25 protein-coding genes are annotated in these 26947 nt (G+C 67.8%); 10 read left to right on the forward strand and 15 right to left on the reverse strand.

The genetic code is table 11. The features are described 5' to 3' along the window. Positions 1–25: 25 nt before the first annotated feature. From AAW51_RS01230 to rtcR, 3 genes are all read right to left on the reverse strand, one after another. Positions 26–673, reverse strand: coding sequence for a hypothetical protein (locus AAW51_RS01230; protein WP_157359543.1), 648 nt, complete (start codon positions 671–673; stop codon positions 26–28). A gap of 317 nt (positions 674–990) precedes the next feature. Then, positions 991–2151, reverse strand: coding sequence for an AAA family ATPase (locus tag AAW51_RS01235; RefSeq protein WP_047193170.1), 1161 nt, complete (start codon positions 2149–2151; stop codon positions 991–993). A gap of 102 nt (positions 2152–2253) precedes the next feature. Next, positions 2254–3870 (reverse strand): RNA repair transcriptional activator RtcR, encoded by a 1617-nt coding sequence (rtcR, locus tag AAW51_RS01240; RefSeq protein WP_047193171.1) that lies wholly within the window; start codon positions 3868–3870, stop codon positions 2254–2256. Positions 3871–4156: 286 nt separating this feature from the next. Here rtcR and AAW51_RS01245 point away from each other — a divergent pair, with 286 nt between their 5' ends. The 5 genes from AAW51_RS01245 (at position 4157) to AAW51_RS01265 (ending at position 10206) form a co-directional block, all read left to right on the forward strand. Beyond that, a complete protein-coding gene (locus tag AAW51_RS01245; RefSeq protein ID WP_047193172.1) occupies positions 4157–5377 on the forward strand; it encodes an RtcB family protein in 1221 nt (406 codons plus the stop codon). 82 nt (positions 5378–5459) lie between these two features. Continuing rightward, entirely contained in the window at positions 5460–6518 is a 1059-nt protein-coding gene (rtcA, locus tag AAW51_RS01250; RefSeq protein ID WP_047197251.1) for an RNA 3'-terminal phosphate cyclase, read from the forward strand. Between the two features lie 370 nt (positions 6519–6888). Beyond that, positions 6889–7698, forward strand: a complete 810-nt coding sequence (gene otnI, locus AAW51_RS01255; protein ID WP_047193173.1) for a 2-oxo-tetronate isomerase — start codon at positions 6889–6891, stop codon at positions 7696–7698. 59 nt (positions 7699–7757) lie between these two features. Continuing rightward, positions 7758–8654, forward strand: coding sequence for an alpha/beta hydrolase (locus AAW51_RS01260; RefSeq protein WP_047193174.1), 897 nt, complete (start codon positions 7758–7760; stop codon positions 8652–8654). Between the two features lie 91 nt (positions 8655–8745). After that, positions 8746–10206 (forward strand): M20 family metallopeptidase, encoded by a 1461-nt coding sequence (locus tag AAW51_RS01265; RefSeq protein WP_047193175.1) that lies wholly within the window; start codon positions 8746–8748, stop codon positions 10204–10206. Positions 10207–10273: 67 nt separating this feature from the next. On the opposite strand, the gene pdxY is transcribed toward AAW51_RS01265, so the two are convergent. The 4 genes from pdxY to AAW51_RS01285 all read right to left on the reverse strand — a co-directional run bounded on the left by pdxY (position 10274) and on the right by AAW51_RS01285 (position 13619). After that, the gene (pdxY, locus tag AAW51_RS01270) at positions 10274–11167 is read right to left on the reverse strand and encodes a pyridoxal kinase PdxY (protein WP_047193176.1); all 894 of its coding nucleotides are present in this window, start codon (positions 11165–11167) and stop codon (positions 10274–10276) included. A gap of 113 nt (positions 11168–11280) precedes the next feature. Beyond that, on the reverse strand, positions 11281–11934 hold the full coding sequence (locus AAW51_RS01275) for an amino acid ABC transporter permease (RefSeq protein ID WP_047193177.1): 654 nt from the start codon (positions 11932–11934) through the stop codon (positions 11281–11283). Positions 11935–12002: 68 nt separating this feature from the next. Beyond that, the gene (locus AAW51_RS01280; protein ID WP_169787961.1) at positions 12003–12809 is read right to left on the reverse strand and encodes a transporter substrate-binding domain-containing protein; all 807 of its coding nucleotides are present in this window, start codon (positions 12807–12809) and stop codon (positions 12003–12005) included. A gap of 57 nt (positions 12810–12866) precedes the next feature. Beyond that, positions 12867–13619, reverse strand: coding sequence for a 16S rRNA (uracil(1498)-N(3))-methyltransferase (locus AAW51_RS01285; RefSeq protein ID WP_047193179.1), 753 nt, complete (start codon positions 13617–13619; stop codon positions 12867–12869). Between the two features lie 95 nt (positions 13620–13714). On the opposite strand from AAW51_RS01285, the gene AAW51_RS01290 reads away from it, so the two are divergent. Next, a complete protein-coding gene (locus tag AAW51_RS01290; RefSeq protein WP_047193180.1) occupies positions 13715–14863 on the forward strand; it encodes a DNA alkylation repair protein in 1149 nt (382 codons plus the stop codon). Between the two features lie 80 nt (positions 14864–14943). On the opposite strand, the gene AAW51_RS01295 is transcribed toward AAW51_RS01290, so the two are convergent. Beyond that, the gene (locus AAW51_RS01295; protein ID WP_047193181.1) at positions 14944–15261 is read right to left on the reverse strand and encodes a DUF4148 domain-containing protein; all 318 of its coding nucleotides are present in this window, start codon (positions 15259–15261) and stop codon (positions 14944–14946) included. A gap of 193 nt (positions 15262–15454) precedes the next feature. On the opposite strand from AAW51_RS01295, the gene AAW51_RS01300 reads away from it, so the two are divergent. Then, complete coding sequence (locus AAW51_RS01300; protein WP_047193182.1) at positions 15455–16459, forward strand: LysR family transcriptional regulator; 1005 nt, start codon at positions 15455–15457, stop codon at positions 16457–16459. A 72-nt stretch (positions 16460–16531) separates the two neighbouring features. Here the strand turns inward: AAW51_RS01300 and AAW51_RS01305 are convergent, their stop codons facing one another. Then, positions 16532–17578: an aminoglycoside phosphotransferase family protein gene (locus AAW51_RS01305; protein WP_047193183.1), complete on the reverse strand. Its 1047-nt coding sequence runs from the start codon at positions 17576–17578 to the stop codon at positions 16532–16534. Positions 17579–17819: 241 nt separating this feature from the next. Here AAW51_RS01305 and AAW51_RS01310 point away from each other — a divergent pair, with 241 nt between their 5' ends. From AAW51_RS01310 to rsmA, 3 genes are read left to right on the forward strand one after another with little or no spacing between them, the layout of a single operon-like run. Then, entirely contained in the window at positions 17820–20084 is a 2265-nt protein-coding gene (locus AAW51_RS01310) for an LPS-assembly protein LptD (RefSeq protein WP_053013232.1), read from the forward strand. A 28-nt stretch (positions 20085–20112) separates the two neighbouring features. Further along, the gene (locus AAW51_RS01315; RefSeq protein WP_047193185.1) at positions 20113–21447 is read left to right on the forward strand and encodes a peptidylprolyl isomerase; all 1335 of its coding nucleotides are present in this window, start codon (positions 20113–20115) and stop codon (positions 21445–21447) included. Positions 21448–21501: 54 nt separating this feature from the next. Further along, entirely contained in the window at positions 21502–22272 is a 771-nt protein-coding gene (rsmA, locus tag AAW51_RS01320; protein WP_047193186.1) for a 16S rRNA (adenine(1518)-N(6)/adenine(1519)-N(6))-dimethyltransferase RsmA, read from the forward strand. 3 nt (positions 22273–22275) lie between these two features. Here the strand turns inward: rsmA and AAW51_RS01325 are convergent, their stop codons facing one another. The 6 genes from AAW51_RS01325 to AAW51_RS01345 form a co-directional block, all read right to left on the reverse strand. After that, entirely contained in the window at positions 22276–22785 is a 510-nt protein-coding gene (locus AAW51_RS01325; protein WP_047193187.1) for a type II toxin-antitoxin system YhaV family toxin, read from the reverse strand. Then, on the reverse strand, positions 22782–23108 hold the full coding sequence (locus tag AAW51_RS01330) for a type II toxin-antitoxin system PrlF family antitoxin (protein WP_047193188.1): 327 nt from the start codon (positions 23106–23108) through the stop codon (positions 22782–22784). Before AAW51_RS01330 ends, AAW51_RS01325 begins: the two co-directional genes overlap by 4 nt. Positions 23109–23314: 206 nt before the next feature. After that, on the reverse strand, positions 23315–23452 hold the full coding sequence (locus AAW51_RS29615; protein WP_157359544.1) for a hypothetical protein: 138 nt from the start codon (positions 23450–23452) through the stop codon (positions 23315–23317). Positions 23453–23493: 41 nt separating this feature from the next. After that, entirely contained in the window at positions 23494–23889 is a 396-nt protein-coding gene (locus tag AAW51_RS01335; RefSeq protein WP_238947868.1) for a barstar family protein, read from the reverse strand. A gap of 26 nt (positions 23890–23915) precedes the next feature. After that, positions 23916–24242 carry a guanyl-specific ribonuclease gene (locus tag AAW51_RS01340; protein ID WP_238947722.1) on the reverse strand — a complete coding sequence of 109 codons (327 nt, stop codon included), beginning with the start codon at positions 24240–24242 and terminating at the stop codon, positions 23916–23918. Between the two features lie 326 nt (positions 24243–24568). Continuing rightward, on the reverse strand, positions 24569–26863 hold the full coding sequence (locus AAW51_RS01345) for an NADP-dependent malic enzyme (RefSeq protein WP_047193190.1): 2295 nt from the start codon (positions 26861–26863) through the stop codon (positions 24569–24571). Positions 26864–26947 lie beyond the last annotated feature (84 nt).

Here is a 26947-nt window from a genome sequence, read left to right on the forward strand (position 1 = left end):
CAGGTCATCGACGGCCGGCCCCCGCTCAGAATCGCGCGCGCCAATAAGCGCCGACGCTGCTGCGCTTCAGGCGCAGCGACAAGCTCGTGTTGGCGTCGAATTTCAAGCGCAGGCCCCCGCGCGAGATGCCGAAGCGCGACGCCGGCGACGGCGACCATTCCAGACCCAGGTCCGGTGACTGCGGGGGCCCATATCCCAAGCCCCCCGGCGCGCCGGCGAGGTCTTGTCGGGAAGCGATTGCGGCCATCGCGCGAAAGCCGGCATGCACATCGCCTTCGGGCGGCGGTCTTAACTGCGGCGTCGGCGTGTCCAGCGTCAGGTGAAAGCGGTGCAGCCGACGTTGCATCCAAGCGGTCTGCAAGGCATTGCGCAGGCGGCCGTCGCTCGGCGTGGCTTGCGGGGTGGGGGGTGGAGCGGACGAGGCGGGGTCTAAGCCGTCGGGTGGGGCGGCCTGCACCGCTGCGGTGGCCTCCGCCTCGGACGCAGCGGCCGGCACCGACAGTTCGGCGGCCGCCAGGGTCACTTCGGTTGCGGCATCCGCTTCGGCGGCGACGTCTGGCAGCGTTGCTTGCGGGACCTCGAGGCTCGAGGGCGGCGCCGGTTCGGCCGCGGCTGGGCCGGCGCACGCCAGCAGACCCAGCGTGACGGCCAGACCCAGGCAGCAGGCGCTCACCGCCGCCAACCCAGGGCGAACAGCGGCGACGGACGCCGGGCGGCGATGGCGCCCGCGACCATCGCGAGCGCGAGCATGAGCACACGGCGGGCGAGACATGACAGACCTCCGCGCAAGAAGACAACCGGGCCGCTCCAACGTCCACATGATGGGGCTGCGGCGCTGTAAGCGTGCAGTGGCGAGCGCCGCCGGTCTGTCGGATAGGTGGCGACGACGTGTAGGAATCGACGAAGTCGGGGCTTTGCTGAGGGCCGTCGAGTGCGCGGGACGCGTGCGGGTCGGTATGGCCGGAGTGTTACCGACGTGAAGGACTCACTTCACAATTTGCCTTCGATCGACTGCTTCTCTCGCCAGATCTCTTGAACGAAGGGATCGGTGATCCCGTAGAGGCCGTGTCCTTTGCGCATGACGAGGTTGGCCGCCAGCAGATCGTTGACCACCGGCTGGATCTCTTCGATGCGCACCTCGCGGCCCACCGCCTTGGCGTACGCCGCCGCGGCTTCGGCGGAGAACAGGCCGCGCGCGTCCCCCTCGGTGCTCGCGATCCGCTCGAAGACGGCCGTCGCCAGCCCGCCCAGCTGCTCGACCTTGGCCAATTCGACGTCGGCTGCGGTCGATCTCAGCGTGGCGGCGATGACGGGCAGGTGGGCGTCAGGATCACTGCCGGGCGGCAGATGGCGCGCCAGCTGTCGAAGCGCCTTCAGCATCTCTTCGGGGCGGTGCCCCAGTGTCCGGAAGGCGTCGATCGCGACCGGTTTGGACGGCAGGTTCATCTCGCCGGCTTCGCCGAGCCGCTTGAGCAGGTGCTCGACGTAGTCGCTGTCGAGCACCGGATAAGCGACCGAAGTGGCCCCCGCGAAAGCCTGGTGGCGCCGCGCCGTGAGTTCGTTGACGAGGGCACGGTGCGATCCGGTGCCGATGAACAGGAAGTGGCCCGGCGTGTCGGGGCGCGGGTTGATGGCGTCGCGGGCGGCCTTGAGTGCGAGCAGCATCTGGTTGCCGTCGTCCGACGTGATGGCGTGCTGCACTTCGTCGACGATCAGCACGACGTCGCATTTCGCCTGATCCACCGCCTCCAGCAGTGCCTGCGCGAGTGTGGGACCGCCCTGAGCGCCGATGCTCTCCAACTTGAAGCCGAACTTGAAGCCCAAGGCACCGAAGTCGGCACCGCGCACCCGCTTGAGCTTCTCGACCAGGGCAGAGGCCGGCGTTTGCAGCTCGGTGTAGGCCTTGCGGATCGCGCGCTGCACCAGAACGGCCGGGCTGGTTTGGGTGTCGCTCCATAAATCGACATAAATCACCAGCGCGCCGTGCCCCTCCAGCGCCGGGATCAGGTCGTTGAGCAGGAAGGTCGTCTTGCCGGTGCGGCGCACACCCGAGAGAAACAGCCCCGAGCGCAGGCCCTCATCCAGCACGCCAGGGCGAAGCAGCTGCTGAGCCATTTGCTGTGCGAGCTGCGGCCGGCGGTAAACGGACATGGCTTAGCCTCTTTTATTGAAACTGCCTAATTATACTTCTCGAATAATTCATCTTAAGAACCTTGGTCAGCCCGGGCTGACAGCCGTCCGTCGCGCCGCGCGTCAGCCTGGCGGCGCGGCTGCCACCTGGTCCCAGGACAAGCCGAAGCGCGCCAGGTATTTGCGCAGCCGGTCGGCGTCGTTGACCACTTGCCGGCGTTGGCGCGAGGCCGCGAACAGGCGGCGGCCGGCGTCTGAAAGGCTGTGCGCCTGGCGGCACACCTGCACCACGGCGGCCAGTTGCAGCCGGTCGAACAGGTCCAGTGTGTCCAGGGTCTCGGTGTCGAGCAAGGTGTGAAGCTCGGCCTGCGGGTCCGGCGCTGCCGGTGCTTCGCTACGGTCCCAGAGCCAGCGCAACCGCGCCACTTCCGCGTCCACCTGTGCGACACCGATGCGCCCGCCCTCGGACAGTGTGGCCAGGCGGGTCACAGAAGCCGCCAGATCGCGGAAGTTGCCGCGCCAAGGCGCCTCCTGCGACTGGGCGAAACGCAGATAGCGGGCTTTGGCCTCGGCGTTGAAGCGCACCTGCCGCCCGAGTTCGCGTGCCGCCTCGCCCAGCAGGAATTCGAGGTTGGGCTCGATGTCCTCGGGACGCTCGGCCAGTCCGGGCAACTCGTAGCTCCACAGGTTGATGCGGGCGTAGAGGTCGTCGCGAAAACGCCCGGCGGCGACGGCGCTGCGCAAGTCGCGGTTGGTGCCAGCGATCAACTGGAAGTCGCTGGCGACCTCGCGGTCCGCCCCGAGTGGATAAAAGCGCTTTTCTTCGACGGCTTTCAGCAGCATCGCCTGCTCGTCGAGCCCCAACTCGCCGATTTCGTCGAGAAACAGCACGCCGCCATCGGCGCTGCGCAGCAGGCCGGCGCGGTCGCCCAATGCGCCGGTGAAGGCGCCGCGCTTGTGCCCGAACAGCGTGGAGGCCGCCGCATCCCCCTGCAACGTGGCGCAGTTCACCTCGACGAAGGGCCCCTGCACTTGATGGCGTGCCTTCTTCAGCTCGTACATCCGACGCGCCAGCAGCGACTTGCCGGCACCGGTGGGGCCGGTGAACAAAATCGGCGCGCGCGAGCGCACGGCCACCCGTTCGACTTCGGCGATCAGCGCATTGAAGCGGGGGTTGCGGGTCGGGATGCCCGACTTGAGGAAACTCAGCGCGTCTTGCTGCTCGCGTGCGAAGCGTTGCGCAATCGCGTCGTAGCGCGACAGATCGAGGTCGATCAGCGTGTAGCTGCCCGGGTCGCCCTCGACCTGCCGCTTCGGCGGCGCGGTCTGCAGCAGCACGCCGGGGATGAAACGCGCCTCGACCATCAGGAACAAGCAGATCTGCGCGACGTGTGTGCCGGTCGTGATGTGGGCCCAGTAGTCCTCGCGCTCGGGGTCGAAGGGATAGGCCCGCGACCAGTCGTAGAGCGCGCTGTACACCTCGCCGAAGTCCCATGGGTCGGCCAGGTCCAGCGCATGTGCGCGCACCTGCGTTTCGGGCGAGACCACCAGCAGGTCGGCCATCAGGCGCTGCACCAGTTCCTCGTGGCGCGGTGTGTAGAGCAGTTCGAGCCGGTCGATCACCAGGTCTTCGTGCTGCACGAGCGACACCGTCGGGCGCCATTTCTCCCACCGCCCCGAGCCCATGCCGCCGTCGAGCTGCGTGCCCAGGAAACCCACCACGACCTTTTTTCGCACGATCTTGAAAGATAAAGAAGTAGCTGAAATTCTAGTTGGAGCGGTCGAGGCACTACCGGCAGCGTACCCCCGGGGCCCGCTGCAATGAAAAATTAGCTCGGGAAATCAACGAGTTGCGAAGCTCGTCAGCGCAGGCGGCAGTGCTGGCACACCTCGTGCAATTTCTACACTCGCTGGATCCGACACCCGGCGGGCGGGTTCAAATCCTGCCGGCTCTCAGAGGCAGGGGCGATGCAGAAGACTGAACGGCGGGCGCCACGCGTACCGCCGCTGACCAGGAGCAAGACAGATGAAAGAACAGAACTACAACGTCGAAGAAGTGCCGGGCGGTGTGCCGGTGAAGATGTGGACCCAGGGGGTGCCCGTCGAGGACGAAGCCAAGCGTCAGCTCGCCAATGCGGCGCGTTTGCCGGTGGTGTTCAAGCACATCGCGGCCATGCCCGACGTCCACCTCGGCATCGGCGCGACGGTCGGCTCGGTGATCCCGACCATCAAGGCGATCATCCCGGCCGCCGTCGGCGTCGACATCGGCTGCGGCATGATCGCCGCGAAGACCACCTTGTCGGCGGCCGACCTGCCCGACAACCTCGAGCCGTTGCGCTCGGCGATCGAGCGGGCGGTGCCGCACGGACGTGCCCCGGGGTCGCGCGACCCGGGCGCCTGGCACAAGGTGCCGGGCGCGGTCGACACCGCGTGGGCCCAGCTGGAGCCCGAGTTCACCGAGCTGTGCCGCGACTACCCCAAGCTGGAGAAGACCAACCACCGGAACCACCTCGGTACGCTGGGCACCGGCAACCACTTCATCGAGGTCTGCTTGGACGAGCAAGGTTTCGTCTGGTTCATGCTGCACTCCGGCTCGCGGGGCGTGGGCAATGCGATCGGCACCATGTTCATCGAGCTGGCCAAGCAGGACGCGATGCGCCAGCAGGCCAACCTGCCCGACCGCGACCTGGCCTATTTCGAAGAAGGCTCGCGCTATTTCGGCGACTACGTGCGCGCCGTCAGCTGGGCGCAGAAGTTCGCGCAGCTGAACCGCGAGGTGATGATGCGCCGGGTCATCGAGGCGGCCAAAACCGTGATCCGCAAGAACTTCCAAAGCCATGTCGAAGCGGTGAACTGCCACCACAACTACGTGCAGCAGGAGCGCCACTTCGGCGAAGACGTCTATGTCACCCGCAAGGGTGCGGTGAGCGCCAAGAAGGGCGAGCTGGGCATCATCCCGGGCAGCATGGGCGCACGCAGCTACATCGTGCGCGGCAAGGGCAACCCGGAGAGCTTCGAAAGCTGTTCGCACGGGGCCGGCCGCACGATGAGCCGGGCCGAGGCCAAGCGCCGCTTCACGCTGGCCGACCATCGCGCGGCGACCGAGGGTGTGGAGTGCCGCAAGGACCGCGATGTGATCGACGAGATCCCGATGGCCTACAAGGACATCGACGCGGTGATGGAGGCGCAGCGCGACCTGGTCGACGTGGTGCACACCCTGAAGCAGGTGGTCTGCGTGAAAGGCTGAAACAGCGCCAGTGGAGGGGTCGGCCCGCAACGCGGGTCGACGACACAAAAACGAAAGAACAACAATGCAAGCGCATCACACGATGAACACTCGGGCCCCGTTGGCCCTGGACGGCTCGCAGGGCGAGGGCGGCGGGCAAATCCTGCGGACCTCGCTCGCGCTGTCGATGCTGACGGGCCGTCCCTTCGAAATCCACAGCATCCGCGCCAAGCGCAGCAAGCCGGGGCTGATGCGGCAGCACCTCGTTTGTGTGCAGGCCGCGGCGCAGATCAGCGGCGCGCAGGTCGAAGGCGCCGAGCTGGGGTCGCAAGACCTCAAGTTCACGCCGGGTCGCGTGCGCGCCGGCGACTACCGCTTTGCGATCTCCAGTGCCGGCAGTTGCACGCTGGTGCTGCAAACGGTGTTGCCGCCCTTGCTGTTCGCGCAGCAACCCAGCCGCATCGAGCTGTGCGGCGGCACGCACAACCCGATGGCGCCGCCCTACCATTTCCTCGAGCGGTCGTACCTGCCCTTGCTGCGCCGCCTGGGCGCGGACGTGACACTGGAGTTGCGACGTCACGGCTTTTATCCGGCTGGCGGCGGTGAGGTGTACGCGACGGTCCACCCGGTGGTGGGTGCGTTGCGGCCCTACCGGCTGGCCGAGCGCGGCGAGTTGCGTGGGGCCTACGCCGAAAGCCTGGTGGCCGGAGTGCCGCGGGCCGTGGCGCAACGCCAGCTGGAAGTATTGGGCCGCTCGCTCGGATGGAGCGGACCGCAGTTGCGCACCCCCGGCATGCGGCAGAACGAAGGGCCGGGCAATGTGCTGATGGCCACGCTCGAGTACGAACACGTGACCGAAGTGTTCACGCAGTTCGGCGAACGGGGGGTGCCGGCCGAGCAGGTGGCTCAACGGTTGGTGACCGAGGTGCGGGCCTTCCAGGCCAGCGCAGCGGCGGTCGGTCCCCACCTCGCCGACCAGCTGGCGCTGTTGATTGCGCTGGCCGGCGGCGGGGCCTTCACGACCAGCGAAATCACCCAGCACACCCGTACAAATTTACTCGTGGTGCAGCAGTTCTTGCCGGTGCGGTTCGAGACGAAAGCGCTGGAAGGCGGGTGGTGGGTCGAGGTGAACGGTCGTGCGGCGACGGTCGAATCCGAATGAGCCGGGCGCGGGCCGATGCCCGTCACCGACCGCGGAATGCCATCTTTACCGGCATGCCATGGCATGTTTGCCGTGAAATCAAGGGAAACCGGCCTGTGAAGTCTCGTAGGCTGTAACTTCTGCCGAGAATGAGGTAAAAAAATGCCCCCGGACTGCAGAACAGCCGGGGGCCGATAGACAAAAAGCGCCCCGAACCCGGACCGCCCAAGCTAGGTGAGGGAGGGTCGGAGAGGGAGGAGCGAGCCGGTGTACGTCCGGGGCGCTATAAAACACTGAAAAGGTAGAGGCAAGGCCCGTGCCAGCTCTTGGAAGCCGGCAGCCCCGGCTCGGTTAGGCTGTCGGGCGACGCGTTTCCCCACCCGGTGTCGACATGCCACGCTTTGCCGCCAACCTTTCGTTCTTGTACGCCGAACACGCCTTTCTGGACCGCTTCGCCGCAGCCGCGCGCGACGGCTTCCGCGGTGTCGAATTTCTCTTTCCCTACGACTGGCCGACCCTCGATGTGACAAGACGTGTGGAAAGCGAGGGACTCAGTGTGGTGTTGTTCAACGCGCCTTGCGGCGACTGGGCCGGTGGCGAGCGCGGCCTCGCCTGTCTGCCCGGGCGCGAGGCGGAGTTCCGGGACGGCGTCGAGCGCGCACTCGCTTACGCCACCGCCCTGCGCTGCCCGCGCGTCCACGTGATGGCCGGGCTGGCGCCGGCCGGCGTCGAACGCCAGCGGCTGCAGGCCGTGTACGTCGAGAACCTGCAATGGGCGGCGGCCCGGGCCGCGGCGGCCGGCCTCGCACTGACGGTCGAGCCGATCAACCCGCGTGACATGCCCGGCTATTTCCTGAACCGGCAAGACGACGCGCACGAGGTGGTGGCGCTGGTCGGCGCGCCCAACCTCGGCGTGCAGATGGACCTCTACCACTGCCAGATCGTGGAGGGCGACGTGTCGACCCGGCTGCAACGCCACCTCCCCACCGGCCGCGTGACCCATCTGCAGATCGCCGGCGTGCCCGAGCGGCACGAGCCCGACAGCGGCGAGCTGCACTATCCGCACCTGTTCGAGCTGGTCGATCGCCTCGACTACGCCGGGTGGATCGGCTGCGAGTACCGCCCGCGGCGGGGGGCCGTGCCGAACGGCACCACCCAGGGTTTGGGCTGGCTGCGCCGCTTGCAAGGCCAGGGCACCTGAGGGCAAGCCCGCCTGTACGCACGGGCAGGCCTCTGCGTACACTGCCCCGCACCATGAGCATGACCTTTTCCGCCCCCCCGACGGCCAGCGGCAGCGCCGATACGGCTGCCGCGCCGGAGGTGTCCCTCTCCGAGTTGGCCGCCGCCGACGGCACCCGGCTGGTGTTGCGCACCTGGCCCGCTCCGGCGGGCCGCCAGCGCGGCACCGTGGTCATCGTGCACGGACTGGGCGAACACAGCGGCCGCTACGAGCATGTGGCGCAGCGCCTGCGCAGCTGGGGCTTCGCGGTGGTGGCCTACGACCATCGCGGCCATGGCCGTTCCCCGGGGCCACGCGGCGCGCTGCAGACGGCCGACGACCTGCTGCACGACCTGGCCGCCGTCATCGACGCAGCACGCGCGCGGCACGCCGGCCCGCTGGTCCTGCTGGGGCACAGCATGGGCGGGCTGATCGCGGCGCGTTTCGTCGCCGGTGCGGTGCGGCCGGTCGACCTGCTGGTGCTGTCGTCGCCGGCGTTGAACGTCGGCTTGTCGGCGTTCAACCGCGGCCTGCTCCGTGTCTCGTTGGCCCTCACCCCCAACCTGGCGGTCAGCAATGGGCTGGACGCCCGCTATGTTTCGCGCGACCCGGCCGTCGTGTCCCGCTATCTGGCCGACCCGCTGAACCACGGCAAGGTGACCGCCCGGCTGGTGCGCTTCATCGTCGACGGCGGGCAGTATGTGCGCGAGCGGGCGCGGCAGTGGCAGGTGCCGACGCTGCTGATGTGGGCCGGGCAGGATCGGCTGGTGCTGCCGGCGGGCAGTGCCGACTTCGCCGAATTGGCGCCGCGTGACCTGGTGCAGTGCCAGTGTTTCCCGCAGATGTACCACGAGCTGTTCAACGAGCCCGACCAGGACGAGGTGTTCAACGTCTTGCACCAGTGGCTGGATCAACGGCTGCCGGCCGCTGCGGACTAGGGCCGCGGTCTCGCGGCCGCGATTCCCTGCCACGGGTGCAGCCGGGGCTGTCGTCCTACACTGCCGAGACCGGACCGACGAGAGGAATTCCATGAACGCCCCCGACCGCTTCAGCTTCCCCGCACCGCACGACGTCGCCTCCTTGCGGGCCTTCGTCGACGAGACCTGGGACCGGGAGATCGTCCCGGCCTTGACCGACTACATCCGCATTCCCGCCAAGTCGCCCGCGTTCGACCCCGACTGGGAGCGCCACGGCCACATCGACACCGTCGTGCGCAACGCCGCCGCCTGGGCCGAGAGCCGCCAGGTCGCGGGGTTGAAGCTGGAGGTGGTGCGCTTGCCCGGGCGCACCCCGGTGATCTTCTTCGAGGTGCCCGCCACGCGCGCGGGCAGCACCAGCACCACGCTGATGTACGGCCACCTCGACAAACAGCCCGAGTTCAGCGGTTGGCGCAGCGACCTTGGGCCGTGGACGCCGAAATACGAAGACGGCAAGCTCTACGGCCGCGGCGGCGCCGACGACGGCTATGCCCTGTATGCGGCGATCACCGCGGTGCTCGCGCTCGACCGCCACCGGATCGAACGCACGCGTGTGGTGGGGCTGATCGAGACCTGCGAGGAAAGCGGCTCCTACGATCTGCCAGCCTATCTCGACGCGCTGCGCGACCGCCTCGGCGAGGTCTCGCTGGTGGTGTGCCTCGATTCCGGCGCCGGCAATTACGACCAGCTCTGGCTGACCACTTCGTTGCGCGGCATGGTCAGCGGCGTGCTGAAGGTGGAGGTGTTGACCGAGGGTGTGCACTCGGGCGACGCGAGCGGCCTGGTGCCGTCGAGCTTCCGGGTGCTGCGCCAGGTGCTCGACCGCCTCGAAGACAGCAAGACCGGCCGTTTGCTGCCGGCCAGCCTGCATTGCGAGATTCCGGCCGACCGCGTCGAGCAGGCGCGCGCCGCGGCGAAGATCCTGGGCGACGAGGTGTGGAAGCGCTACCCGTGGGCCTGCGGTGCCGACGGCCAGTTCGTGCTGCCGACCACCACCGACCCGGCCGAAGGCCTGCTGCGCCGGACTTGGCACCCGACCCTGAGCGTGACCGGCGCCGAAGGGTTCCCGGGGCTGCAGGACGCCGGCAACGTGCTGCGGCCTTACACCGCCTTCAAGCTGTCGCTGCGGCTGCCGCCGCTGGTCGACGCGGCCCATGCCGCGCAGGAACTGAAGCGCTTGCTGCAGCTCGACGCGCCCTACCAGGCCAAGGTGACCTTCGAAGGCGAGCACGGCGCGACCGGCTGGAACGCCCCGGCGCTGGCACCGTGGCTACAACGCTCGCTCGAAGCCGCTTCGCAGGCCTTTTACGGCGCGCCGCTGGCGTACATCGGGCAGGGCGGCACCATCCCGTTGATCAACATGCTGCAAGAGGGTTTTCCGTCGGCGCAGATGCTGGTGTGCGGCGTGTTGGGCCCGAAGAGCAACGCCCACGGCCCCAACGAGTTCCTGCATGTGCCGTACGGCAAGCGGCTGACCGCGGCGGTGGCAGCGGTGATGGCCGGCCAGCCCTGAGACCTCCCTGGCCGCGGGGTTCGTCCCCGGGTTCGATCGGAGAAGAACGGCCGCTACAGACCGGCCACTACAGCAGCGACCCGGGGCCGCCCCACGGTGTCGTCACATCCAGCGGCTGCGCCTCGAAGCGCTGTGTCGGCTCGACCAGCTGGCACTGCTGGGCGATCAACGGCAGGTCGCGCGAGCCGGGCACCGTGTGCAAGACCAGCGTGTACAGCGCCGACACCGCATGCGACAGGGCGTCGGGCAGTTCGTCGCCGTTCAGCAAGCGGCCCAGCAGCAGCGCGGAAAACACGTCGCCCATGCCGTTGGGCAGGGGTGTCAGCGGCACGAAGGGCGTGCTGACCGACCAGGCCCCGTCGTGCGTGACGGCCAGCGTTTCGAGACGGTCGGGCGGCACGTCGGGCGTGCGCAGCGAGGTGATCACGACCGCCTTGGGCGCCATCGACCGCGCCGCGGTGACCGCGTCTTCGCGTGACACCACCGGGCGACCCAATAGCTGCTCGAACTCGAACTGGTTGGGCGTGATCAGGTCGGCCTGCGCGACGGCGCGCAGGCGGTGGAACTCGGGGATGCCCGGCCGCACGAACAAGCCGCGGCCGGTGTCGCCCATCACGGGGTCGCAGCAATAGAGCATTTCGCCCCGCGCAGCCCGGATCTCGGCCACCGCCTGCAAGATCGCTTCCCCGATGGCGGCGTCGCCCAGGTAGCCCGACAGCACCGCCTCGCACTGCTGCAGCACCTCGCGGGCGCGCAGGCCGTCGAGCACGTCCAGCACGTGGTCGGCGCTGAACACCTGGCCCTTGAACTCACCGTAGCCGGTGTGGTTGGAGAACTGCACCGTGTGGATCACCACCGGGTCGAGCCCGAGCCGCTGCAACGGGAACACGGCGGCGGCATTGCCCACATGGCCGTAGGCCACGTGCGACTGGATGGTCAGGACGTGTCGGGGGGCGGACATTCAGTACCTCCGTGCTACGCGCTGCGATGCGATGCGGGCCCCTTCGGGCGGCCGCGCCATGCGCAGCGCCCCATTGTGGGGCCTCGTGCGGCGGCCCGACCTTCGCGGCGGCGTCAGTGGGGGAACGCCAAACGCTTCTCGAGCAGCCGTTGCACCCGTTCGAAGGCCAGGCTGAGCACCCAGTACACCGCGGCGGCCGCGAGGTAGAGCGGGAACGGCTGGAAGGTGGTCGAGATCAGCTCCTTGGTCGCGAGCATCAGCTCGGTCACCGCGATCACCGACACCAGCGAGGTGTCCTTGATCAGGCTGATCAGGCTGTTGCCGAGGCTGGGCACCGCGATGCGCAAGGCCTGCGGTGCGACGATGTGCCGCAGCGTCTGCAGATGGGTGAGACCCAGGCTGGTGCCCGCCTGCCACTGATCGCGGCTGACGCCGAGCACCGCGCCGCGCAGGCTTTCCGACAGGTAGGCCGCGACGTTGAGCGTGAGGGCGAGTACGCCCGCGGTGAGCGGCGAGAACTCGATGCCGATGCTGGGCAGCCCGTAGTAGACGATGAACACCTGCACCAGCAAGGGCGTGCCCCGCATCGCACTCACATACACCGCGGCCACGCGCTGCAGCAGCGGCACTTCGAGCACGCGCACGCCGGCCACCACGGCGGCCAGCGCCAGGCCCAGCACCATCGCGGACACCGCGAACAGCAGGGTGTAGCCGGTGGCCCGCAGCATCACCGGGGCGGCCAACTCGAACAGCGAAACCAGATCCATCCGGCGCCTCCTTCAGCCCCCGGCGCCGCCGGACCTGCCGGCCACGGCCGCCTGCCGCACGCCGGCGTTCACGGTGCCACGGGCGGCTTGCTGACGTCGCGGCCGAACCACTTGGCCGAGATCTTGGCGAAGCTGCCGTCGGCCTTCAGGTCGGCCAGCGCCTTGTCGATCGCCTGCTTGAAGGCGGGGTTGCCTTTGCGGAACGGGATCGCGTTGCTCTCGACCGTGCCCAGCGGCGCGCCGGCCTTGACCGGCAGCCGGGTCTTCTGCGCCAGGTAGGGGATCAGGAGGCTGTCGTTGAGGGCCACGTCGATACGTCCGCTGGCCAGGTCTTGCAGGTACTCGGGCGCGCTCGGGTAGACCTTCACTTCCGCCCCTTCGATGCCGCGCGCCAGCTCGGCGTAGTTGCTGCCCTGGCCGACGCCGATCTTCTTGCCTTTCAGGTCGGCGGCGCTGCGCAGCGGGCGCGTTTCATTGGCCCGCACGATCAGCTGCGGGCTCGAGACCACATACGGCTCGCTGAAGTCGAACGTCTTGCGGCGCGCCTCGGTGGCGGCGACCTGGTTCACGATCACGTCGTACTTGCCCGCCTGCAGCCCGGCCAGGATGCCGCTCCATTCGGTGGTGGTGAACTCCGGCTTCACCCCCAGCTTGCCGGCCAGGGCTTCGGCGATCTCCACGTCGAAGCCGGTCAGCTTGCCTTGCTCGTCGCGGAAGTTGAAGGGCGGGTAGGTGCCTTCCAACGCAATGCGCAGGCTGCCCCGCTGCTTCACGTCGTCCAACAGGTCGGCCGCGCCGGCCGATGCCGTGGCCAGCAGGCCCAACACACCCAGTCCAGCCGCCGCCAGATACGCCTTGAGTCTTTTCATATGCATCCTGAGAATAAGTGCGGAGATTGATATAAGGAATTATGCATACAAAGGCGGCGGCTGTCAGCGCACCGGCGCCGTCGCGACGGCCCCCACCTGTACCAACGCCGCCAACGGCGCGGTTTCAGCGCGCAGCACACGCGGACCGAGGCTCACCGGCGAGAAACCGGCATCGCGTGCCGCCTGCTCCTCCGCTGGCGCCAGGCCCCCTTCCGGGCCGCTGAGGAACACCAGGGCGGGTGGCGTGCCCGCCTTCAGCGCGCCGCCGAGCGGGATCGCGTCCTGGAGGCTCAGCACGACCTTGGAGGCCGGTGTCGCGGCGACCTCGGCGATCCACTCGCGCAGCGTTCGCACCGGCGCGACCGCCGGCACCCGGGTGCGGCCGCTTTGCTCGCTGGCCGCTATCGCGACGCCTTGCCAATGCGCCACCTTCTTGTCGGCACGCTCGCCGGCCAACCGCAGCACCGAACGCTCGCAGACCAACGGCTGCACCGCGGCGACACCCAGTTCGGTGGCCTTCTCGACCAGCCAGTCCATGCGCTCGTTGGCCGGCATGCCGACGGCCAGCGTCACCGCCAGCGGCAGCTCTCGGTCGACCTCGACGTGCGCGCCGAGCTGCACCTCCACGTCGCTGCGGCCCATGCGGGTCACGGTGGCGCTCCATTCGCCGCCCTCGCCGTTGAACAGCGTCAGCGCGTCGCCGGGCTGCAAGCGCAACACCTGGGCATGGCGGGCGGGGCCGGGGGGCAGCGCCAGGGCGGCGCCGGGGGACAGGGGGAGCGGGGCGTAGAGGCGGGGAGCGGTACGGCTGGACATGTGGCAAGTGTGCCGCAGCTGTTGCTGCTGACAGCTTTCGGCGCTGTGTTGCGCTAGGGTGGCGGTCTTGCCCGTTCCAGCCCCCAGCACCGTCGATGCCGCCCTCCCGCCCCAACGAAATCGAGCCCGCGCCCTTGTTGAAGGACGGATTCAACGCCGCCACCGTGGCGGGCATCGCGCGCGACGTCGCGGCCGTCCATCCTGGCTTCGACACGTCGACCTTCGTGCAGACCTGCCTCGAGGGCTTCGAGGCCTGCAGCCTGATGCAGCGGGTGGGCCGGGTCGCTGCGGGGCTGCAGCGCTGCCTGCCGGCCGACTATCGGCGCGCGCTGCCCCTGGTGCTCGGCGCGATGGAGGTGGGGGCCGGGTCGACACTGCCGGCGCGCGACGGCGGCATGGCGGCATTCCGGTTCGCGCCCCATCTGCAGTACGTGGCCGAGGCGGGGCTGGAGCATCCCGAGCTGTCGCTCGACGCACTGGCGCAGATGACGCGGCATTTCACCGGCGAGTTCGCCATCCGGGCCTTTCTCGACCGCTGGCCGACGTTGACGCTCGAACGGTTGCGCCGCTGGTGCGACGATGCCGATCCGCGGGTGCGTCGTCTCGTGAGCGAAGGCACGCGCCCGTTGTTGCCGTGGGCGCGCCGGGTGGCCCTGCTGTCGGCCGACCCCGGCCTGGCCCTGCCGCTGCTCGACCGCCTGGTGGATGACGCCGACGAGGTGGTGCGCCGCTCGGTGGCCAACCATCTGAACGATGTCAGCCGGCTGCGGCCCGATCTGGCCCTGCAGGCGGCGCAACGCTGGCGCACCGCAGCGCCCCGCGACATCGAGCGCACCTTGCGACGCGCGCTGCGCACCCTCGTCAAGCAAGGTGATGCCGGCGCGCTGCGCCTGCTCGGTTTCGCCGCAGACCACGCCGTCGCGCTGCAGGGCCTGCAGCTACACCCCACCGCGCTGCAGATCGGCCAGACGCTCGACATCGCGTTTTCGCTCGAGAGCCTGCAGCCCCTGCCCGGTAGCGCTTGTGTCGACTATGCGGTGCACTACGTCGGCGCCAATGGCAAGCCCAGGCGCAAGGTTTTCAAAGGGGCCGAGTGTGTGCTGCAACCCGGGTTCGTTGCGGCCTTCGTGCTCAGGCGCGACTTCTCGCCGCGCTCGACCCGCCGTCTCTACCCGGGCACCCACCGCGTCGACATCCTGGTCAACGGTCGCGTGCTCGGCAGCGCGTCCTTCGAGCTGCGCTGAAACGCCCTGCCCCTGCGGGCGCGGATCGACGGGCATGAAAAAACCCGCCGTGGCGGGTTGATTTTTGATGCTGCGGGCGTTCAGCCGCCGATGTTGATCGGGGCGGAGAAGCGGTTCTGGCGCAGCGCGCTGATGGTTTCGCGCTTGACGTCTTCGCGGCTCCGCGCGGTGGCCGTGGCGGGCTGGTTCGGGAACGTCGAGGCTTCACCGCTGAACACCGCCAGCTGTTGGCCTTCGGCCCGGGCTTGCTGCAGCTCGGCCTTGACCTGCTCGCGCGTCTTGACCGACGGCACTTCAGCGTAGAACCGCTCTTCAGCAGGGGTGGCTTCCTGAGCAAAGGCGCCGGCGGCGACAAAGGCGGTCATCACGGCGACGATCAGGTTCTTCTTGGCGTTCATGGTGCTTCTCCGTTCACAAGGGTTGGACAGGTCCGGGTCTGGCGGTCATACCGTCTGGCCCCTCGCTGAGCTGCGAACCGTGTGGGTTTGTGCTCACCGATGACGCGACTTTAGGAGTTAACCCTTGTTGTATAAACGGTCTTTGGCTCAATAAATAATTTCGGTATCAGCAACAAAACGGGGAGGAAGACGGATGGACCGCTTGCATTCCATGCGCGTGTTCGCGAAGGTCATCGACGAAGGCAGCTTCGCGTCGGCGGCCCGCTCGCTCGATTTGTCGGCCGCGGTCGTCACGCGGCTGGTGGCCGATCTGGAAGCGCACCTGGGCGCGCGCCTGATCCAGCGCACCACTCGGCGCTTGGCGTTGACCGACATCGGCGAGACCTACCTCGAGCGGGTGCGCCAGATCCTGTCGGAGGTGGAAGAGGCCGAGGCGTTGGCGAGCGCGGCGGTGGCCGACCCCAAAGGGCATTTGCGGGTGCTGGTGCCGGGCGCTTTCGCGGTGCACCAGCTGGCCAAGCACCTGCCCAAGTTTCGCCAGCAATGCCCGAAGGTGACGGTCGACCTGACCGCCGGCAGCGCGATCGAAGCGGCCGACGAGGCCTATGACGTGTCCATCCTCATCGTCGGGCCGCGACCGCTGTCGGGCGATTTCGTCGCCCGCAAGCTCGCCCGTACCGAGGTGGTGGCGTGCGCGGCGCCCTCGTATCTCGACCAGTACGGCCGGCCGCTGCGTCCCGAGGACCTGGGCGGCCATGAATGCCTGGTGGCGAATCTGCCCAACGCGCCGCGCACCTGGCGCTTCGAAGGCTGCCCGCTGGGCCGGCCGTCGGCCGACGGCATCGAGGTGGAGCCGCGCGCCGCCTTGACCACCCATCACATCGACACCCTCTATGCGGCCGCGCTGGCCGGGCTGGGCATCGTCGGCCTGCCGTCTTTCATGGTCGAGGACGCGCTGCTCGAGAGCGCGCTGGAGCGCGTGCTGCCGGAATGGCGGATCATGAGCTACACGATCTATGCGGCGATGCCCAGCCGCAAGTACGTGCCGGCCCGCACCCGAGCCTTCATGGACTTTCTGGTCGGCACCTTCGGCGCCGAAGATCGCGACCCGTGGCTGGCCGCGGCCGGCTGCGAAACGCCCTACCTGCACGGCGACAACACGGCGGCGGAAGCGGCCGGTGAGCGGGCGCTGGCCTGAGCGTGTGAACCAAGGCCGGCCCGGCTGCGCGGCGAGCGGTCACCCGTCCCGCCCGCGGCTGGAGCAGGGCGCTCAGAAGGTGTAGCCGGCCTGCCGCTGTTCGCCGGCCAACTTCTCGAGCAGCTGAGCCAACGGCGTCAGGCCGTTGTAGCGTGCGGCCACACGGTGGGCGTAGCGCCACACCATCGGCAGGTCCTTGAGGTAGCCGTCTTTGCCGTCGCGGTGGTAGAGGCGGCAGAAGATGCCGAGCACCTTCAGGTGGCGCTGCAGCCCCATCCACTCGAAATCACGCCAGAACTCGCCGAAATCGGCGTTCACCGGCAGGCCGGCCTGGCGGGCTTTCTGCCAGTAGCGCACGGCCCAGTCGATCTGCTGCTCTTCTTCCCACTCGATGTAGGCGTCACGCAGCAAGGACGCGAGGTCGTAGGTGATCGGGCCCCACACCGCATCCTGGAAGTCGATCACGCCGGGGTTCTCGGGCGAGCCCGGCGTGCCGCAGACCATCAGGTTGCGCGAGTGGTAGTCGCGGTGCACCAGCACCGCGGGTTGCGCCAGGTTGTTGCGCAGAATCAGCTCGAAGCTGCGCTGCAGCACGTGTTGCTCGTCGTCACTGAGGGTCACGCCGCAGTGACGGCCGATGTACCAGTCTGGAAACAGCTGCAACTCACGCGTCAACAAGGCCTGGTCGTAGGGCGGCACCTGAGCCGCCGCGTCGATGGCCTGCATGCGCACCAATGCCGTCGTGGCGTCCTCGTACAGCGCGGGTGCGGTGTCGGCGTCGAGGCGGGCGAGATAGGTGGTCGAGCCGAGGTCGGACAGCAGCATGAAGCCGTCGGCCTCGTTCCAGTCGAGGATCTCGGGCGCGTTGAGGCCGCCGTCGCGCAGCAGGCGCGCCACTTTCACGAACGGCCGGCAGTCCTCGTAGCTGGGCGGTGCGTCCATCACGATGCGCGAGCCCTCGGCACTGTCGACGCGGAAGTAGCGGCGGAAGCTTGCGTCGGCACTCGCGCTGCGAACTGAGGCCGGGTCGATGCCGCGGTGCCCCAGGCTGGCAAGCCAGCGTTCGAAGGCGAGTCGGCGCTGCTCGTCGGTCCAGGAGATCGGGTGAGTAGAGGTCATGTCGATGAAGCAAACGGGTCGGTCGCGTCAGGCGTACTGCCAGGGGCGCCAAGCGGTCGGCGATCTCGAATCGCTTGCTGCAAAGGCGTGCCGCGTCGGGCTGTTTGGAAGGCTCATGGAATAATCGATTCTACAAACCGCCCGCGCGGGGCTGCGTGCAGGAATCCCGCATAGTGCCAACTGGCGCTAACGGGCTCCGTCCCACCCCGACTCGTCCTGTCGCTACTGTCGCCTGCCCGTTTTGGTCCGCCTGCTGCCCGTCACGCCTGTCCTTCGCCTGCTGCCCGTCGCCGCCGCATGCCTGCTCGCCGCCTGGGCCCTTCGGGTCTCGGCCCAACAACCCCCCGTAGCGCCCGTCGACGAAGAGCAGCTGCCGGTCACCGTCGAAGCTCGCGAACTGAAGGGCCGGCCCGACCAGGAGATGGTCGCCGAGGGAGACGTCGAACTCAAGCGCGGGGCGACCAGCATCCGCGCCGACCGTATCGTCTACGACACGCCCAAGGGCCTGGCCAAGGCCTACGGCAATGTGCGGATCAGCCGCGACGGCAATGTCTTCAGCGGCCCCGAGCTGCAGTTGCAACTCGAGCGTTACGAAGGTTTCTTCACCAATCCGACCTACTTCTTCGCCGTGACGCAAGCGGGCGGGCAGGCGGAGCGCCTCGACTTCCTGGGCCAGCGGCGCGTGGCGGCGATCCGCGCCACCTATTCCAGCTGTACGCCGGACGACGAGGGCGACTACGCCTGGCTGCTCAAGGGGCGGCATGTCACCCTCGACTTCGAGAACGACGTCGGGACGGCCGAAGGCGGCGTACTCACCTTCTATGGCGTGCCCATCTTGGCCTCGCCCTACCTGTCGTTTCCGCTGTCGAGCAAACGCAAGTCGGGCTGGCTGCCGCCGACGCCCGCCTTCGACAGCAAAAGCGGCTTCGAACTGGGCGTGCCCTACTACTGGAACATCGCGCCCAACCTCGACGCGACGCTGACGCCGTCCATCATCACCAAGCGCGGCGGCGCCTTGGGCACGCAGTTCCGCTACCTGCAGCCCGACTACCAGGGCGAGCTGAACCTGCACCTGTTGCCGAACGACCGCGTCTGGGGCGGCTCGCGCCACTCCGTCTATCTGCGCCACGACGGCCGGCTGCCCATGGAGGGCACCTATGCGGTCGGCATCAACCGCGTGTCGGACGACGACTACTGGAAAGACCTGGAGCGCAACATCCCCGGCCTGACGCCGCGGCTGCTGCCCGGCGAGGCGCGCGCGAACTGGTGGTTGGGTGATTGGCAGGTGTACTCCCGCGTGCAACGCTGGCAGGTGCTCCAGGACCCCACGGCCCCGATCATCTCGCCTTACAACCGTGAACCGCAGGTGGGGCTGCGCAGGGCACACGACCTGGGCTTTGGCCTGCGAGCGTCGCTCGAGACCGAGATCAACCGCTTCACCCTGCACCAAAGCGCCGACGAAAATATCGGCCGTCCCGACGCGACCCGGGTGCATGCCCTGGGCAGCCTGAGCTGGTCGGTGGTCGACCGGCCGGGCTGGTTCCTGACGCCCAAGCTCTCGATCAATGCCGCCAGCTACGACATCGACGCCAGCAGCAGCGGACCGAGGCGGCGGGTGTCGCGCACCATCCCGACGGTGAGCATCGACAACGGCTGGGTGTTCGAGCGCAACAGCACTTGGTTCGGTCGCGCATATGTGCAGACGCTGGAGCCCCGCTTGCTGTACGTGCGCACGCCCTATCGCAACCAGGACGACGTGCCGGTGTTCGATTCGGCCGCCAAGGACTTCAACCTCACCACGCTGTTCACGCCCAACCCGTTTTCCGGCGTGGACCGGGTGTCGGACGGTCACCACCTGACCTTTGGCGGCTACTCGCGCTTCCTCGACGCCGCCACCGGCGCCGAGGCACTGCGGCTGGGCATCGCCCAGCGCAACCTGTTCGACCGCCAGCGCATCACGCCTGAAGGTGTGCCCTTCAACGAGCGTTTCAGCGACGTGCTGCTGCTGGCGTCGACGGACAGCCTGATCCCCAACTGGTCGCTGAGCGCCACCACGCAGTACAACCCCGACACCCGCCGTACGGTGCGATCGACGTTGGGGGTGCGCTATACCCCCGGGAACTTCCGCACCGTCGGCGCGAGTTACAGTCACACCCGCCGCGCGAGCGAGCAAGTCGATGTCGGCTGGCAGTGGCCGGTCTATCGGGGCCGTCCGTCCGACACTGGCGGGCCGGCCTGCGTGGGCTCGCTCTACACCATCGGCCGGGCCAATTACAGCGTGATGGAGCGGCGGCTCACCGAGTCGTTGTTCGGCTTCGAATACGACGCGGGTTGCTGGATCGGGCGTTTTGCCGTCGAACGGCGTTCGATCAGCCGCGACGACGCGACGACGCGGCTGATGTTCCAGATCGAGTTCGTCGGGCTGTCGCGGCTGGGCTTCGGTGCCAACCCGATGCAGGCCTCGAAAGACACTATCCCTGGCTACCAACCGCTGCGCCCCGAATGAGGCGCGCGGCCCTGATTCCCTACACCGTATGACCCCATTCACCTTCTTCCGGCGTCGCGCGCAGCGATGGACGGCGCTCGCGCTCAGCCTGGCGCTGTGGCTGCCCGCCGCTGGCGCGGCGCAAAGCGCAGCGGCCGTGCGCGGCGGCGACTACATCGTGGCGGTCGTCAACCAGGAACTCGTCACCAACAACGACGTGCAGCAGCGGCTGGCCCGTATCGAGCAGGACGCGGCACGCAACGGCACCCGTTTGCCGCCGCGCGAGCAGCTGCGCCAACAGGTGGTCGAGGCGTTGATCGACGACCGCGCCCAGCTGTCGCATGCACGGCTGATCGGCGTCCGCGTGGACGAGGCCGAGATCGACCGGGCGGTGGCCAACGTCGCGGCCCAGAACCAGCTGACGCTGCCCCAGCTGCGTGAACGCCTGCGCGAGCAGGGCATCGATTTCGCGCGCTTCCGCAACAACGTGCGCGACGAGCTGATGCTGACGCGGCTGCGCGAACGCGAAGTGCAGGGCCGCATCCGTATCAGCGATGCCGACATCCAGAAATTCCTGAACGAGCTGCGCGGCGAGGCGGCGGGCGCCACCGAGTTGAACCTGGCGCAGGTGCTGGTGGCCGTGCCCGAGGGCGCGACGCCCCAGCAAGAGGCCGAGCGACGCGCGCGGGCCGAGGACGTGCTCGCGCGTGCCAAGGCCGGCGTTCCGTTTGCCGACCTGGTGCGCGAGGCGTCCGACGGCCCCAACAAGGACCAGGGTGGCCAACTCGGGCTGCGTGCCGCCGATCGGCTGCCCGACCTGTTCGTGCAGGCCGTGGGCGACCTGAAGGCTGGCCAGGTGGTGCCGCAGCTGGTGCGCTCGGGTGCCGGTTTCCATGTGCTCAAGGTGGTCGAACGCAAGGACAAGCAAGGCCTGACCATCACCCAGACCCGCTCGCGTCACATCTTGCTGCGCGTGTCGCCCCAGCTGACCCAGCAGACCGCGCTGCGGCGGCTGGCCGACTACAAGCAGCGTGTCGAAGGCGGGCAGGCCGGCTTCGCGCAGCTGGCGCGCGAGTTCTCCGAAGACGGCAGCGCCAGCCAGGGCGGCGACCTGGGCTGGGCCAATCCGGGCCAGTTCGTCCCCGAGTTCGAGCAGGTGCTCAACAACCTGGCCGTGGGCAAGCTGTCGGAGCCCTTCCTGTCGCGCTTCGGCGCCCACCTGGTGCAGGTGACCGACCGCCGCGAGGCACAGCTCGACCCACGCCAACAGCGCGAACTGGCCACCAACGCGCTGCGCGAGCAGCGCTTCGAGACGGCTTACACCGAATGGGCGCGCGAAATCCGCAACCAAGCGTATGTGGAAATGAGGGAGCCGCCGCAGTGAGCGGCGCTCGGGCGGCGGCCGCCCCGACACGCCATCGCGTGTGCGGGTGACACGATGAAGCACATCCCCCGCAAGCGTTTCGGCCAGCATTTCCTGACCGACACGAGCGTGCTCGACGACATCGTCCGCGCCATCGCCCCGCAGCCCGGCGAGGCCCTGGTCGAGATCGGCCCCGGCCTCGGCGCCTTGACCTTCCCGCTGCTCGAGCGCTGCGAGCGGCTGACCGTGATCGAACTCGACCGCGACCTGGCCGCACGGCTGCGCAAGCGGGCCGAACTGACGGTGGTGGAGGCCGACGTCCTGCAAGTCGACTTCACCGCGCTGGCGGCGCAGACCGGCCGGCCGCTGCGCGTGGTGGGCAACCTGCCCTACAACATCTCGTCGCCGATCGCGTTCCACCTGCTGGCGCAGGTCGACGCGATCGAAGATCAGCACTTCATGCTGCAGAAGGAAGTGGTCGACCGGATGGCGGCGGCGCCCGGCCACAAGGACTACGGCCGGCTGAGCGTGATGCTGCAGTGGCGCTACGAGATCGAATCTTTGTTCGAAGTGCCGCCCGAAGCCTTCGACCCGCCGCCGCGGGTCGACTCGGCTGTGGTGCGCATGACGCCGTTGCGCCAGCCACCCCAACTCGACGCTGCGCGTCTCGAAGCCCTGGTGGCGGTGGCCTTCTCACAGCGCCGCAAGCTGCTGCGCCATACCCTCGGGCGCTGGCTCACGGAGCAGGGCTACGAGGGCAGCTTCGACCTGCAGCGCCGCGCCGAAGAGGTGCCGGTGGGGGAATTCGTGGCACTGGCGCAGGCCTTGCCGGCGGCGCAGCGATAGTCCTCAGCTGCCCTTCTTGACCGCAGTTGTCAGCTGCTGAAAGCGCGCGGCCTCGTCGCGCGCTTTCAGCAGCTGGCCCCAGTCGTCCGGAGGGTGCCCGCTGTCCAGCATCTTTCGGAAGATCTTGTACGCGTCGTCGTTGCTCTCGTACGCGCGTTTCGTGTCTTCGTCGTTCACCCACCCGAAAACGATCAGCTTGCTGGGCCCGTGGTACCGGAAGAACAAGCGGTACTGCTGGAAGAACTTGGCCCGGAACCAGTGCTTGTAGTCGTCTCCGAGCGTGTTCCCTTGTCGATATTCCAAGCGGGTCGGATCCTGCGGTATGACATCGAAGGCCAGCTTGGCGATGGCGGCCAACCGCTTGGTTGCGTTCTTCTTCTGGTAGCCCTCGGGGTCCTTCTGCTTGAGCGCTTCGACTTGCAACTGCAGCGCTTCTACCTGCGCGAGAAACAGGGGGTGCGCGAAGAGGGTCCAGCCGTGAATGACCGAGGGGGCGGCTGCGCCCTCGGTCATTCGTCGTCCTCCGATAGCGGGGCGTCAAGATCGACCTGGACCTCGCCCACGAGCGACCGAAGCCGCTCCACGAAAGCGGCATCGACGGCGGTCAGGCGCTCCGGGTGCTCCTCCATGTCGCAGGCGAGGAAGCCAAGAAAACGAGCTAGCACCGGGTCGGTTTCAACGTCCTCAGCCCGCCCCAGGACCACCTCACCGTTGGGCCGGATCGTGTAGCGGATCCTGTCCCGCTTGCCCACGCGAAGGGCCCGGCGCACCGCCTCGGGAATCGTCGTCTGGTAGCGGTCGGTCAACGTCGATTCGGCTTCATTGGCGTTCGGCATGAGGTTCTCCAAGGGCTCTGCAATGGTAATGCAATTGCATTACCGGGTGAATGGAGAGGAATGTGGTCGCGAGAAGGTCAGAGCGTGCGTGGTCGACCAACAGGCGGTGGGCCCCGGAACCACCTTCGGTACCGCGCCACAGCAACACCGTGCAGGCAACAAAAAAGCGGCCCGTAGGCCGCTTTTCAAGGACGCCAGTCGCCGTCTCAGGCGGCGGCCAGCCAGCAGGCCGTGTCGAAGGCGCTGCTCATCATCGGCATGTTCATGCCGAAAGAAGGATTGCTGCCGTTCTTGGCAGGCTTGCTGGTCGCCGGCTTGGCGGCGATGTCGCTGTTTTGGGCCACTTCGTTGGCCCGCTCCCATGACCCGATTTCCTGGGAGCGGGCTACAGAAAAGAATAAAAACACCTGAATGGTATTTTTCGGTCTGCCCAGTAGTCGGCCGCATCGCGGAACACGTCGAGCAGTTGCTCGCGGGCCTCACGGTCGAAGCGGGGGTTGTCGGGGATTTGCTCGAGCACGACGATGAAGCCGGGTTGTGGGCCGGCCTTGTGCACCAAGTCCGTCATGCAGTCGTACAAGGCGTCGAAGTTCTTGCCGAAATGCGCCGGGAACAAGAAGGCTTGCGCGATACCCTCCAGCACCTCCTGCTTCGACTGGGCATTGCCCAGGTTGGCATAGAGGAAGTGCTGACCGGTCTCTTGGGCGGTCAGCATCAGGTCTTCCACGCGGAATGCGCGGATAGACTGCACGATGTTCGGACGGACGGTCTGCAAGAGCATGGTCACGATCCCCTCTTCAGTACGAATCATTCGACGATCCGGCGAAAGCTCGCGTAGTGGTCGTCGGTGTAGTAGCAGGCTTCAGGGGCCGTCGGTGGCTGCCCGCCGCACACGATGCGCCGTGCGCCACGGTGGGACACGCGAGGTGTCTTGACCGTGTACTCACGGTAAAAACCTCTCGGCTTCCGAGGCAACGACTGCTCGCGGTTGAAGAACACGGTTCCGTCTTTCTCGTAGGGGAAGGGGCCCCCCTCACGGATCAGACGGTGCGTGTCTTGGGCTTGCCGGGGCAGTTCGGCCAGCGCCACGATCGCGGCATCGGCCTGCTTTCCCGCACCGTGGCCTCGCGACAAAACGAGGCTGGGAGTCAGGGCCAGCGCTATGACTGCAGAGGTGGTGACTCCTAACTTTCGGAGCGACTGCCCCCGTAGTTGCCACCGAAGTGACCGAGCAGCGGGTCCCACGGGTTTTCCCTGAAAACTGAAGCCGCCATGGTAGCGGTTTGGCGGAAAAACCACAAGGAGGTGCCTCAAATTTCAGCACCATTGCAGGGCTTTGTCTCCATGGATGTGGGTGCTGACTCTCGTAACGAAGCTCGCGGTGTAGGGCATCCGCGGACGTGGGCATGGTTCCCCCACAACAGGGGATCCCCCTACACACCCGGCAATGTCAGCAGTTGTCAGCGCGCCGCGTTTGCGTCGGCCACTGTCATTGCTGTCATGTTGACCAGACGCCTCACCGTGGCCGATGGCGTCAAGATGTGCACCGGCTTGGCGGCCCCGAGCAAGACCGGGCCGATCGCAATGCCACCGCCGGCCGTCTGCTTGAGCAGGTTGTAGCTGATGTTGGCCGCATCGATGTTGGGCAGCACCAGCAGATTGGCTTCGCCCTGCAGCGTGCTGTTGGGCATCAATTCGCGGCGGTCTTCGGCGTCGATCGCGATGTCGCCGTGCATCTCGCCGTCGACTTCCAGCCAGGGTGCCTGCACCCGCAGCAGCTCCAGCGCTTGCCGCATCTTCACCGCCGACGGCTGGTTGCTCGAGCCGAAGTTCGAGTGCGACAGCAGCGCGGCCTTGGGGTGCAGGCCGAAGCGCATCATCTCTTCAGCCGCGAGGATGGTGATCTCGGCGAGCTGCTCGGCGCTGGGGTCGTAGTTGACGTGCGTGTCGACCAGCATCAGCTGCCGGTTGGGCAGCATCAGCATGTTCATGCAGGCGTAGACGTTGACCCCGGGGCGCCGCCCGATGACCTGGTCGATGTAGTGCAAGTGCATCGCCGTCGTGCCCCAGGTGCCGCAGATCATGCCGTCCACCTCGCCCTTGTGCAGCAGCATCGCGCCGATCAGGGTCAGGCGCCGGCGCATTTCGATCTTGGCCAGCTGCGCGTTGACACCTTTGCGCTCGGTCATCCGGTGGTAGGTCTGCCAGTAGTCGCGGTACCGGTGGTCGAACTCGGTGTTGACCACGTCGTAGTCGCGCCCTTCCTGCAGCCGCAGGCCGAAGCGTTCGATGCGCTGGCGGATCACCTCGGGCCGGCCGATCAGCGTCGGCCGCGCCAGGTTCTCGTCGACCACCACCTGCACCGCCCGCAGCACCCGTTCCTCCTCGCCCTCGCAATAGACGACCCGCTTGTGGGCCGCCTTCTTGGCGACGGTGAAGATCGGCTTCATCGTCGTGCCCGACGCGTAGACGAAGCTCTGCAGCTTCTCGCGGTAGGCGTCCAGGTCGGCGATCGGCCGCAACGCGACACCACCGTCGGCGGCCGCCTTGGCCACGGCCGGGGCGATGCGCATCATCAGCCGCGGATCGAAGGGCTTGGGAATCAGGTACTCGGGCCCGAAGCTGAGCGTGGCGCCCGCGTAGGCGGCGGCCACCACTTCGCTCTGCTCGGCCTGGGCCAGGTCGGCGATCGCGTGCACCGCCGCGATTTCCATCTCATCGGTGATCGTGGTAGCCCCCGAATCGAGCGCACCGCGGAAGATGTAGGGGAAACACAGGACGTTGTTGACCTGGTTGGGATAGTCGGTGCGGCCGGTCGCCATGATGGCGTCGTCGCGCACCGCCTTCACCTCTTCCGGCAGGATTTCCGGCGTCGGGTTGGCGAGCGCGAAGATCAGCGGCTTGACCGCCATGCGCTGCACCATCGGCGCCTTCAGCACGCCGCCGGCCGACAGGCCCAGAAAGATGTCGGCGCCTTCGATCACCTCGGCCAGGCTGCGCTTGTCGGTCTTCTGGGCGAACTGCGCCTTGTCGGGGTCCATCAGTTCGGTGCGGCCCTCATAGACCACGCCGGCCAGGTCGGTGACCCAGATGTTCTCGCGCGGCAGCCCCAGCTTGACCAGCAGGTTGAGGCAGGCGAGCGCGGCCGCGCCGGCGCCCGACGCCACCAGCTTGACCTGGCGGATGTCCTTGCCCACCACCTTCAGGCCGTTGAGGGTGGCCGCGCCGACCACGATCGCCGTCCCGTGCTGGTCGTCGTGGAAGACCGGGATCTTCATGCGCTCGCGCAGCTTGCGCTCGACATAGAAGCAGTCGGGCGCCTTGATGTCTTCGAGGTTGATGCCGCCGAAGGTGGGTTCGAGCGCCGCAATGCAGTCGACCAGCTTGTCGAGGTCGCGTTCGTTGAGCTCGATGTCGAACACATCGATGCCGGCGAACTTCTTGAACAGCACCCCCTTGCCTTCCATCACCGGCTTGGCCGCCAGCGGGCCGATGTCGCCCAGCCCCAGCACCGCGGTGCCGTTGGTCACCACCGCCACCAGGTTGCCGCGCGAGGTGTAGCGGAAGGCGTTGGTCGGATCGCTGACGATCTCCTCACACGCCGCGGCCACGCCCGGGGAGTAGGCCAAGGCCAGGTCGCGCTGGTTGATCAACTGCTTGGTGGCGGCGATGGCCACCTTGCCCGGGGTCGGGAACTCGTGGTACTCGAGTGCGGCGCGGCGCAGCTCGGCACGTTTTTCTTCAGGAGTGGGCATCAGCGTCCTTCGTCATTTGATGCAAGGTGTGCCGGCCGGGCCGGCGGCACCGTCCGTCTGCAACCTTCTCGGTCCGCGCCGCGG

The sequence above is a fragment of the Caldimonas brevitalea genome (assembly GCF_001017435.1).
Classification (GTDB): Bacteria; Pseudomonadota; Gammaproteobacteria; order Burkholderiales; family Burkholderiaceae_C; genus Caldimonas; species Caldimonas brevitalea.